This is a genomic window from Collinsella aerofaciens (assembly GCF_040915545.1).
GTDB classification, from domain to species: Bacteria; Actinomycetota; Coriobacteriia; order Coriobacteriales; family Coriobacteriaceae; genus Collinsella; species Collinsella aerofaciens_BE.
The window spans coordinates 1-11,625 of the sequence record NZ_JBCPDH010000043.1 but is presented as its reverse complement, the minus strand read 5'-3'; the positions used below and the strand labels follow the sequence as shown (position 1 = coordinate 11,625).

The following is an 11,625-nucleotide window of genomic DNA, read 5'->3' as shown; positions in this document are numbered from 1 at the left end:
GACGTGAAACGAAAGGGCGCTGACCTTCTGGTCGCGCCCTTGAAGTTGAACGTCAGATTGTCCAAATGCGGCCCGCGTAACTAAACCCGCTCCGCGATTTCGTGGATGAGGTAGTCGGTCTTTTCCCAGCCCAGGCACGGGTCGGTGATCGACTTGCCAAAGACACCGCCGTCGACCGGCTGGTTGCCGTCCTCCAGGTAGGACTCGATCATAAAGCCCTTGACCAGCTTGGAGATGGACTCGTTGCGGCGGCAGCTGTCGAGTACCTCCTTGCAAATGCGATACTGCTCCAGCGGACGCTTGCCCGAGTTGTCGTGGTTGCAGTCGATGACCGCCGCCGGATTGGCATAGCCGGCGTGCTCGGTATAGCGCTCAGCCAGACGTTCCAGGTGTTCGTAGTGGTAGTTGGGGTAGGTGCGCCCATCGAGACCGATGTAGCCACGCATAACGGCGTGCGCGAGCGGATTGCCGTCGCACTCGACCTCCCAGTTGCGGAAGATGAAGCTCTGGTGCGCCTGGGCGGCGTAAATGGAGTTGAGCATAACGGTGGTAGAGCCGGCAGTGGGATTCTTCATGCCGACGGGTACCGAAATGCCGCTCGACACCAGGCGATGCTCCTGGTTTTCGACCGAGCGTGCGCCCACGGCAACATAGCTCAGCAGGTCAACGAGGTATTGGTAGTTGGACGGATAGAGCATCTCATCGGCGGTAAAGAAGCCGGTCTCCTCGATGACGCGCAGGTGCATGTGGCGGATGGCCTTGACGCCCTCGAGCAGGTCGTCGGGAGCCTCGGGGTTGGGGTTGTGCAGAAGACCCTTGTAGCCGGTGCCCTTGGTGCGCGGCTTATTGGTGTAGACGCGCGGAATGACGATGAGCTTGTCCTTGACCTCCTCGGCGGTCTTGGCCAGTCGGTTCATGTACTCGAGCACCGAATCCTCGCGGTCGGCAGAGCACGGGCCGATGATGAGCACCTTACGTGCGTCCTCGCCGGTAAAGACTTTGGCGACCTCGGCGTCAAATGCCTGCTTTTTGGCGGTAAGCTCGGCAGAAAGCGGCATTTCCTCGCGGATCTCCATGGGGATCGGCAGCCTGCGTTTGAATTCCATGGCCATAGGGGCCTCCTCAATCTATAGAAAGAGCAATAAGCGTATTCTCGAATGCTCGGCATTATCCGCTGTCGCACGCTAAAGTGCAAGCCCTTGCCACCCCGAAACCTGCCAAAAGGGACAGGTTTATTTTGGCAGGTTTTATATGGGGGAACGTCGGCGGATACCGGGAGGGAGTGGCGTCGCGCGGGACACTAAGGCTATTGTCGGTTCCCCAGGAAACACCCCGTGGGCAAAAAATGCCAAATATGAGTACTGTTGCTAACCTACTAACATATCCGTCTAGCGAGATAATAGACAAAGTAATAAATATGTTCATTAACGTTGGCACGCAGAAGCCTGCTAACGGGCGTTTTGATTAATTTGAAGGCGTATAGAGGCCGCAAAGAGGTCGTTTGAGGCGGTTTTGGCTGTTACTAAAAAGGTAACAGTACTCATATTTGCCCTTTTTTGCCCACGGGGTCTGGAAAGCGCCGTCAATGAGGTCTCAGGAAAAGCGTTTCGAGGCTCGAAGGACACAAAACGGGGGCGCAGGTTGTCCTGCGCCCCCGTTCTCGGGCGTCATCATTTCTCTGCGGCCGTATCTACGCCGCCTCGTCGAATTGCGAGTTATATAGGTCGGCGTAGAAGCCGCCCTGGGCGAGCAACTCGTCGTGCGTGCCCTTCTCGACGATATCGCCGTCGCGAATCACCAAGATCACGTCGGCGTTGCGGATCGTGGACAGGCGGTGTGCGATGACAAAGCTGGTACGGCCCTGCATCAGCGCATCCATGGCGCGCTGAATAAGCTCCTCGGTGCGGGTATCGACGTTGGAAGTCGCCTCGTCCAGAATCAGTGCCGGGCGGTCGGCCAAAATGGCGCGGGCGATGGTCACGAGCTGGCGCTGGCCCTGTGAGAGGTTAGTGCCCTCCTCGTTGATCATAAAGTCGTAACCGCCGGCGAGCGTATGGATAAAGTGGTCGCAGCGTGCGGCGCGTGCGGCGGCCTCGACCTCGGCGTCGGTCGCATCGGGGCGTCCGTAGCGGATGTTCTCGCGGATGGTGCCGTTAAACAGCCAGGTGTCCTGCAGCACCATGGCAAACTCGCCGCGCAGCGCCGCGCGGTCCCAGTCGCGCACGTCGACGCCCTCGACGCGCAGCGAACCGCCGTCCACGTCGTAGAAGCGCTGCAGCAGCTTAATGAGCGTGGTCTTGCCGGCGCCGGTGGGGCCGACGATGGCGATGGTCTGGCCGGGCTGCGCCTCGCAGCTAAAGTCGTGGATGATGGTCTTGTCGGGCGTGTAGCCAAACTTGACGTGGTCAAACTCCACGTGGCCGGGGCGCTTCTCGGGAATCTGCGCGTCAGCTTTCTGTTCCTCCTCGGGCGCGGCCAGGAACTCAAACACGCGCTCGGTGGCGGCGGCCATCGACTGCATCGTATTGCTCACGTTGCCCAGCTGCTGCACCGGCTGCGTAAAGTTGCGAACGTACTGGATAAAGCTCTGGATGTCGCCGGGCGTGGCATTGCCGGTCAGCGCGAGCTGCGCGCCTACCACGACGACGCCCACGTAGCCCATGTTGCCCACCAAGCTCATAAGCGGCATCATCAGGCCCGACAGGAACTGCGAGCGCCAGCCACTAATAAAGAGGCGGTCGTTTTGACGGTCGAACTCCTCGATCGAGGCCTCGGCGCGGTCGAACACCTGGATGACGTTCTGGCCGGCAAAGTCCTCCTCGATAATGCCGTTGACGGCGCCCAGGACTTGCTGTTGCTCGCGGAAGTACGGTTGCGAGAAGTGAATCATCACGGTCAGGATAATCGCGGCGGCCGGCAGCGTGAGCACGGTGACGCCGGTGAGCGGCAGGCTGATCGACAGCATCATGACGAGCACGCCGATAATCTGCGTCACCGACGTGATGAGCTGCGTCACGCTCTGGTTGAGCGACTGGCCGAGCGTATCGACGTCGTTGGTGATGCGACTGAGCACGTCGCCCTTGCTGTGTCCGTTAAAGTAGCTCATCGGAACGACGGCGATCTTGGCGGCGATCTCCTTGCGCATGCGATAGCAGATCTTTTGCGTGACGCCGGTCATGAGCCAGCCCTGGATGAGGCTGCAGACAGAGCTCGCCAGATACAGGCAGAGCAAAAAGCCGAGCGTCTTGGCAATCCAGGCAAAGTCGACATCGCCGGTGCCGTTGACCTTGGCAACTAAGCCCTCGAACAGTTTGGTGGTAACCTGACCGAGCACCTTGGGCCCCACAATGTTAAAGATGACCGAGCACACGGCAAAGGCGACGGCGGCAAACACGGCAATCTTGTGCTGGCCGATATAGCCGAGCAGCTGCCTCATGGTGCCCTTAAAGTCCTTGGCCTTTTCGCCACGACGCATGCCGCCCATGCGGCCCATGGGACCACGCTGGCGGGTGGGCTTGGGAATCTGAGTCTTGGTCTCGTCTGCCATTAGCGCTCGCCTCCTTCCATGACGGCTGCAATTTCTTTTTGGGTAAGCCCCAGCTCCTCGGCGGAAAGCTGCGACTGTGCGATCTCCAGGTACGCCGGGCAGCTGCGTAGCAGCTCCTCGTGCGTGCCGGTGCCCACTACGTGGCCGTCATCGAGCACGATGATCTGGTCGGCGTGCATGATGGTCGCGATGCGCTGGGCCACGACCACGAGTGCGGCGTCGGTAACGTTTTTGGCCAGCTCCTCGCGCAGGCGCGCGTCGGTCTTGTAGTCGAGGGCGCTAAACGAGTCATCGAACACCACGACCTCGGGCTTTTTGGCCAATGCGCGGGCGATGGCCAAGCGCTGGCGCTGACCGCCCGAGACATTGGAGCCTCCCTGGCTGATGGGGGAGTCGTAGCCGCCCTCGCGCTCGGCGATAAAGTCCTCGGCTTGTGCGATGCGCGCTGCTTGGTGCATGTCATCATCGCTCACCATGTCGCCGGCAAACTTGAGGTTGCTCTCGACAGTGCCCGAGAACAGGCGCCCCTGCTGCGGGATGTAACCAATGCGGCGACGCAGCTCGGAGAGAGTCATGTCACGCACGTCGACGCCGTCAAGCGAAATGCTGCCGCCTGTGACGTCGTACAGGCGCGGAATCAGCTGCACGAGCGTGGACTTGCCCGAGCCCGTGGAGCCGATGATGCCGAGCATCTGACCGGCATGTGTGGTGAAGTTCACGCCGCTGATGACATCGGCGCGGGCATCGGGGTACTGGAAGCTCACGTCGCGGAAGGTGAGCTCACCGCGCGGCGCGCTGGCTGCGGGCAGTTTGGGCGAGGCAGGGTCGTTGATGCTCGTGGGGCAGGTGATGACCTCTTCCACGCGCTCGGCTGCGACCTCGGCACGGGGCAGGATGACCGAAACCATGGTGAGGATCATAAACGCCATGACGATCTGCATGGTGTAGGAGATAAACGCCATCATGTTGCCGACCTGCATCACGCCGTCGGACACGCCCTGCGCGCCAAACCACACGATGAGCACGGTGATGCAGTTCATGACGAGCATCATGAGTGGCATCATAAAGCTCATAGCGCGGTTGGTGTAGAGCTGCGTGGTCATCAGGTCGAGCGAAGCCTTGTCAAAACGCTCGAGCTCATGCTCCTCGCGGTTGAATGAGCGGATGGGCATAAGGCCGTCGAGCAGCTCGCGGGCGGTAAGGTTCACGCGGTCCACAAAGCTCTGCATCTTTTTGAACTTGGGCATGGTGAGGCCCATAAGCACGCCGACGACGGCCGAGACGGCGATGATGGCCACGGCGATGGTCCACTCCAGGCCGGTGTGGTTGGCCAGGACGCGCATGACGGCGACGATGCCCATGACGGGGGCCATCAGGCACATGCGGATAAACAGGGTTGCGGCCATCTGGATCTGCTGAATGTCGTTGGTGCAGCGGGTAATGAGCGAGGCCTGGCTAAACTTGCCCACTTCGGCCGGCGAGAAGTGCATAACCTTGTTGAAGGTCTCGCGACGCAGGTCGCGGGCGATGGAGCAGGCGGTGCGCGAAGCCACGGCACCGGTCAGGATGGTGGCGACGAGCGACACCAGGCACAGCCCAAACATAGTGGTCGCCATGCGGCTCAGGTAGGCGTTCTGCACATCGGCGGGGTCGATGCCCTGTGCCTTGTACTCGTCCTGTACATAGCTCACGGCGCGTTGGGTCACGATGGAGCCCGACATGGAACCCATTTTGTCCGCCATATCGTTGGCGCCCTCGACGAGCTTGCCCTGATCGATAAGACCGCCTTCAACGCCTAGGCGCAGGCTCTTCATGGTGATCTTGCCGCCGTCGGCGTCGATCTGCTTTTGCATGCTCTGCGCCGCTGCGGCCTTCTGCTGCATCTCGGCGAGCTGCTCGGGCGTCATTGCCGCCATCTGCTCGGGGGTGGGCATGGCCTGAGCGCCGCTGTTGTCTTTCTCACCGGACGTGCCCATCATGTCGCCCATGGAGTCGGCATCGATGCCCTGGTTGAACGAAAGGACGACGGTCTCAGGCAGGCTCATGATGTCGGCAATCTTGCCGCCGTCGGCGCGCTCCTCCTCGGTGCCCTTGTACGTTCGAATGCCGTTTTTGTCAGCCTTGCTAAACACGGCCTCCACAGCCTTGGCGTCCTTGGCGCTCATAAAGAGTTCGAGGTCGTCGAGCGATTCGGCGCGGATGGTGTCGGGTACGGGCGAGGCGATACCGCCTTGCTGCACGCCCACGTCGACGATATCGCTCATATAGGTAGGCAGTGCCAGGTCGGCGTTGCAGCTGATTACGATGAGTACGATAGCTGTGAACAGTGCCAGGATATGCTTTTTAAAGAGCTTGAGAATCCTCACTCGGCATCTCTCCTTTCTTGATTGCGGTCGATAATTTCGTTGGCACGTCTAAGAAGGCGCACCATCTCTTGGGTATCTGTTTCGCCGAGCTGCTCGAGGAAAGCCGCGGTGCGGTCCTCGAATTCCCGGCGTTTGATTTCGAGATCCTGGAATCCCTTGTCGGTCACTATGACGTGTACGCGACGACGGTCGGTCTTTGAGTGCTCACGCTCAACCCAACCCTTGGCTTCGAGAGCGCGTAGGATATTGGCGATGCGGGCGTTCGAGACCCAGGCGCGATCGGCGAGTTCGCTCGGCGTGAGCGAACCGCCAGCGAGCATAAGGGCGCGCATGACAGCCATCTCGCCGCTGAGAGCTTTGTCCACAAAGCGCGAAACGCGCTGGTGAATGCCGCCAAACTCGGTAAGGAGCTGACTCCCAAGCTCATGGAAATCGGTATCTTCCACCGAAAACCCCTAACACTAGAAACTATTTTCGGTGAAAGATGATACCCCCATACGCGGGCCTCATACAGTGGGCAATATAAAGAGCGCATAAAGACTTAAAATCATTCAATTGCTGAAGCGTTTTAAAGAACTATCATGCACGCGGTTAGGCGAGGGGTTGTCACCACCATGACGACTGGGACTCATATAATCGCCACGTGCGATGCTCCAACTTCCCGCAAGGAGACACCTTACATAAAGGGGGATGGAGTCATGGCATTTGACTTCACGGGCAAGACCGCGATCGTTACCGGTGGCACTCAGGGCATTGGCCTCGAGATTGCCAAGGGTATCGTTGCGGGCGGCGGACACGTCGCGCTCATCGCAAGGAACGCTGCTAAGGGCGAGGCCGCTGTGGCCGAGCTTGGCGAGGGCAACAAGTTCTATCAGCTCGATGTCGCCGATGCACCCAAGGCGCGCGAGACCGTCGAGCAGATTTTCACCGATCTGCCGCAGACCAACATCCTGATTAACTGCGCTGGCGTCATCAGCACCAAGAAGTTCGACGAGATCGATGACACCGAGTGGCGCCGTACCATCGACATCAACCTCAACGGCACCTTTACCATGATGAACGCCGTGTACCCGCACTTTAAGGCGGCCCATGCCGGCACTATCGTCAACGTGAGCTCTGTTGCTGGCAAGATCGGCGGCGGCCTGCTCGGCACCGCGGCTTACGCGAGCTCCAAGGCCGGTGTTAACGGTCTAACCAAGGCAGTCGCCAAGGAAGGCGGCAAGTTTGGCGTCCGCTGTAACGCCGTGTGCCCGTCGCTCACGTTGACCGATATGACCTCGATTCTCTCTGACGAGAACTCTCAGCGTATCATCAACGGTATTCCTCTGGGCCGCGCCGCCCAGGCCAGCGAGCCTGCGCAGATGGTGCTGTTCTTCGCTTCCGACCTCGCCAGCTTCGTGAACGGCGAGATCGGTGACTGCGACGGTGGCATCGTTCTGGACGGGTAATACTCCGCGACGATTATTCGGCGACGGCTCCTGCGACTCGGGACCGTCGCCTTCTTTCTGATATAGGCGCATGCGGCTACGATTCGCATGCATCCAAAGGAGATATATATGAGTGAATCGGCTGCGGTGGAGGCGCCGGCGGCAAAGGAGCCGTTCTTTAAGATGTCCTCCATCCCGGGCGCCAATATCTTGGTGCCGCTTCTGTTGGGCTGTCTGCTCAACACGCTATTCCCCGACCTGTTCAAAACGCTCGGCAGCTTTACGCTTGGCATGACCCAGCAGGGCGCTGGTCCGCTCGTGGGCGCTTTTTTGCTCATCGTCGGTACGACGATTTCGTTTAAGAGCGCTCCTGCCGCCGCTGCCCGCGGCGCCATCATCATCGCCGTCAAGCAGATCGTGGTCGTTGCCATGTCGCTGCTCATCCTTTATGTGTTCAACGACAACTTGTTTGGCATCTCTGCCATGGTGATGCTGGCGGCTTGCACCGGCGCCAACAACGCTATGTACGCTGGGCTGATGGGTACCATGGGCAACGAGGCTGAGCGTGGCGCTGTCGCCATCACCACGCTGGTTGTCGGCCCTCCGGTCACGATGATCGTGCTCGGCGCTGCCGGCCAGGCCCCGATCGGCTGGTCGCTCGTGGGTGCCATTCTGCCGATCGTCGTCGGCATTATTCTGGGTAACCTGTTCCCCAGCTTTAAGAAGATGATGGCACCGGCACTTTCCGCCATCATCGTGCTCGTCTTCTTTGCCATGGGCTCGACCATGACCTTTGGCCAGCTCATTAATGGCGGTCTCCCCGGTATTCTGCTCGGCGTGATCTGCTCGGTGGTCTTTGCAATTCCCGTTATCGCGGTCGATAAGCTCACGGGCGGTACGGGTGTCGCAGGTGCGGCCATTTCGAGCTGCGCCGGAGCCAATGTGGCCACGCCTGCTGCCATGGCAAGCGTCAACGGGGCCATGTACGGCGGTGCGGTGCTCGCGACGGCTACGGCACAGGTTGCTGCCTGCGCAATCGTTACGGCTATTTTGACCCCGCTGGTCACCAGCTGGTGCTACAAGCATTTTGAGGGCCAGGGCAACGGCGATAGCAAGGCAACGGCCGACAAGGCCGCCGCAGCCGCCTAATGCCAAGCGGCAATCAAAGCTAAAAACTAGCCATGCCACAGGGCGACCACGGGGGATTCCGTGGCCGCCCTGCAGTTTCTGTAGGGTCTCTGGGACACTTTACCCTGCTAAAGCTGGCATAACAGCTAGAGCGAACGTCGTACAAAGGCAAGGAAAAATAACATACAAATCGGTGAACGGTAGTTGTTCGCGCTCGCATTTCCTGCGGGTTTGTAAAAAACGCCCTTATGATATAAAAAAAGAAACATATAACAGCCCAGATGGAGAGGGTCGCTATGTTATCCTTCTCAAACGGGTGAAATCTTGGGTTTTTGGGTTGTAGTTCCAAGGTGGACAAACGTTTTTCTCTGCACCAACGTGTGGTGAAGAACGGAAGAAGCCGGTAGTGCAAGCCGAACATTCAAGAATTCAATAAGCAGCGGTGTGAGAGAGCGCCGCATTACACGTAACTAGGAGCGTGGTTACACAATGCAGGAGGCATGGGAAGGCTTCAAGGAAGGCATCTGGACGGGAGAGGTTGACGTCCGAGACTTCATCCAGAAGAACTACACCCCCTACGAGGGCGACGAGTCGTTCCTCGCCGGCCCGACTGAGCGTACCAAGGAGCTGTGGGGCGAGGTTCTCGACCTGCTGCTTAAGGAGCGCGAGCAGGGCGGTGTCCTCGATATGGACACCAAGACCGTCACGGGTATCGTGAGCCACCCCGCTGGCTACATCGATAACGCCCACCGCGAGAAGGAGACCATCGTTGGCCTCCAGACCGACAAGCCGCTCAAGCGCGCGCTGCACGTCAACGGCGGCATCCGCATCGCTTGCCAGGCTGCCAGCCAGCACGGCTACAAGGTCGACGAGAACGTTGTCGAGCGCTACACCTTCGAGCGCAAGACCCACAACGCCGGCGTCTTCGATGTCTACACCCCCGAGATGCGTGCTTGCCGCTCGGCTCACATCATCACCGGTCTGCCCGATGGCTATGGCCGCGGCCGCATCATCGGCGACTACCGTCGTGTTGCCCTGTACGGCGTCGACTACCTGATCAAGGACAAGGAGGCCCAGAAGGCTTCCACCCCGACGGTCATGACCGCCGACAACATCCGCGATCGTGAGGAGCTGCAGGAGCAGATCCGCGCCCTTGGCGAGCTCAAGATGATGGCCGAGACCTATGGTTTCGACATTTCTAACCCTGCTACCAACACGCAGGAGGCCATCCAGTGGATGTACTTCGCCTACCTCGCTGCCGTTAAGGAGCAGAACGGCGCCGCTATGTCCATCGGCCGTACCTCTACGTTCATCGACATCTACGCTGAGCGCGACCTTGCCAACGGTACCTTCACCGAGGAGCAGATCCAGGAGTTCGTGGATCACTTCATCATGAAGCTCCGCATGGTCAAGTTTGCCCGTACCCCCGAGTACCAGGCCCTGTTTACCGGCGACCCGCAGTGGGTCACCGAGTCCATCGGCGGCATGGGTGTCGACGGCCGTACGCTCGTTACCAAGATGAGCTATCGCTACCTGCACACGCTCGAGAACATGGGCACCAGCCCCGAGCCCAACATGACCGTTCTGTGGTCGACCCGTCTGCCCGAGAACTTCAAGAAGTTCTGCGCCAAGACTTCCGTCGCCAGCTCCTCGATCCAGTACGAGAACGACGACCTCATGCGCGTTTACCACGGCGACGACTACGGCATCGCCTGCTGCGTGTCCTCCATGCGCATCGGCAAGGAGATGCAGTTCTTCGGCGCCCGCGCCAACCTGGCCAAGTGCCTGCTGTACGCACTCAACGGCGGTGTTGACGAGGTCTCCAAGAAGCAGGTCGGCCCCAAGTATCGCGCCGTCGAGGGCGATACGCTCGATTACGACGACGTTGTGGCCAAGTACAACGACATGATGAAGTGGCTCGCTGGCGTGTACGTCAACTCGCTGAACATCATTCACTACATGCACGACAAGTATTGCTACGAGCGCATCCAGATGGCTCTGCACGACAAGCACGTGCACCGCTGGTTCGCTACGGGCATCGCTGGCCTTTCCGTCGTGGCTGACTCCCTGTCCGCCATCAAGTACGCCAAGGTCCACCCCGTCCGTGACGAGAACGGCATCATCGTCGACTTCGAGACCGAGGGCGAGTTCCCCAAGTACGGTAACGACGACGACCGCGTCGACCAGATCGCTCACGACGTTGTGCACCAGTTCATGGAGTACATCCGCATGAACGATACCTACCGCAACTCCGTGCCTACGACCTCGGTTTTGACCATTACCTCCAACGTCGTGTACGGTAAGAAGACCGGCTCCACGCCCGACGGCCGCAAGGCTGGCCAGCCGTTCGCCCCGGGTGCTAACCCCATGCACAAGCGCGATAGCCATGGCGCCATCGCTTCGCTGTCTTCGGTTTCCAAGCTCCCGTTCCGCGATGCTCAGGACGGCATCTCCAACACCTTCTCCATCATCCCGAGTGCGCTCGGCAAGGAGGACCAGGTGTTCTTTGGCGATATCGACCTTGATCAGCTGGGCGAGTAACTATTGTTAGTGCTATACTAACAATAACGATTACTGATTAGCGCGCCGGTTTCGGCCGGCGCCTATTAATCGAAGGAGACACATTATGAAGGTTTCTGAAGTTTCTGAGACTCAGGCCGATAACCTGGTCCACATGCTCGACGCTTACGCCGAGAAGGGTGGCCACCACCTGAACATCAACGTCTTCAACCGTGAGACGCTGCTTGACGCTCAGGCTCACCCCGAGAAGTACCCGCAGCTGACCATCCGCGTTTCCGGCTATGCCGTGAACTTCCACACGCTCACCAAGGAGCAGCAGGACGAGGTCATTTCGCGTACCTTCCACGACAAGTTCTAAAGGGTTCAACTCCTGTAGGATTACTGGGGCCGGTTTTGGGTTATTTCCCAAAACGTCCTCGGACATGCAAAGAGGCTCCGCTGCGCGCGTTGCGCGGCGGAGCCTCTTTGCATCCTGACGCTCCTATTTGGCAAGGTGTCTTTTAGAATCCATTTTGCGCTCGGCCTCGAACGCCTGCCTGTCCCAATTGAGCGGGAGCCCCGCCTCGACCCATGCCTCGTAGGCCCTCCTTATGGGCTTGAGCTCCCTTTGGCCCCTCTCCAGCATCGAGATGTACTT

At 59.5% G+C, this 11,625-nt stretch carries 8 protein-coding genes; 4 read left to right on the top strand and 4 right to left on the bottom strand.

Annotated elements, in window-relative coordinates; genetic code table 11:
- Positions 1-80 precede the first annotated feature (80 nt).
- The 4 genes from AB5202_RS09430 to AB5202_RS09415 all read right to left on the bottom strand — a co-directional run bounded on the left by AB5202_RS09430 (position 81) and on the right by AB5202_RS09415 (position 6,359).
- Positions 81-1,112: a 3-deoxy-7-phosphoheptulonate synthase gene (locus AB5202_RS09430; RefSeq protein ID WP_254881682.1), complete on the bottom strand. Its 1,032-nt coding sequence runs from the start codon at positions 1,110-1,112 to the stop codon at positions 81-83.
- A gap of 578 nt (positions 1,113-1,690) precedes the next feature.
- On the bottom strand, positions 1,691-3,547 hold the full coding sequence (locus AB5202_RS09425) for an ABC transporter ATP-binding protein (RefSeq protein WP_117855785.1): 1,857 nt from the start codon (positions 3,545-3,547) through the stop codon (positions 1,691-1,693).
- Positions 3,547-5,913 carry an ABC transporter ATP-binding protein gene (locus AB5202_RS09420; RefSeq protein ID WP_368144535.1) on the bottom strand — a complete coding sequence of 789 codons (2,367 nt, stop codon included), beginning with the start codon at positions 5,911-5,913 and terminating at the stop codon, positions 3,547-3,549. Before AB5202_RS09420 ends, AB5202_RS09425 begins: the two co-directional genes overlap by 1 nt.
- Positions 5,910-6,359, bottom strand: coding sequence for a MarR family winged helix-turn-helix transcriptional regulator (locus AB5202_RS09415; RefSeq protein ID WP_148346445.1), 450 nt, complete (start codon positions 6,357-6,359; stop codon positions 5,910-5,912). Before AB5202_RS09415 ends, AB5202_RS09420 begins: the two co-directional genes overlap by 4 nt.
- A 252-nt stretch (positions 6,360-6,611) precedes the next feature.
- Here AB5202_RS09415 and AB5202_RS09410 point away from each other — a divergent pair, with 252 nt between their 5' ends.
- From AB5202_RS09410 to grcA3, 4 genes are all read left to right on the top strand, one after another.
- Positions 6,612-7,361 carry an SDR family NAD(P)-dependent oxidoreductase gene (locus AB5202_RS09410; RefSeq protein WP_006234857.1) on the top strand — a complete coding sequence of 250 codons (750 nt, stop codon included), beginning with the start codon at positions 6,612-6,614 and terminating at the stop codon, positions 7,359-7,361.
- Positions 7,362-7,469: 108 nt separating this feature from the next.
- Positions 7,470-8,489 carry a 2-keto-3-deoxygluconate permease gene (locus tag AB5202_RS09405; RefSeq protein WP_233504896.1) on the top strand — a complete coding sequence of 340 codons (1,020 nt, stop codon included), beginning with the start codon at positions 7,470-7,472 and terminating at the stop codon, positions 8,487-8,489.
- 468 nt (positions 8,490-8,957) lie between these two features.
- The gene (gene pflB, locus AB5202_RS09400; RefSeq protein ID WP_055310750.1) at positions 8,958-11,009 is read left to right on the top strand and encodes a formate C-acetyltransferase; all 2,052 of its coding nucleotides are present in this window, start codon (positions 8,958-8,960) and stop codon (positions 11,007-11,009) included.
- A gap of 85 nt (positions 11,010-11,094) precedes the next feature.
- Complete coding sequence (gene grcA3 / locus AB5202_RS09395; protein ID WP_117583521.1) at positions 11,095-11,346, top strand: autonomous glycyl radical cofactor GrcA3; 252 nt, start codon at positions 11,095-11,097, stop codon at positions 11,344-11,346.
- Positions 11,347-11,625 lie beyond the last annotated feature (279 nt).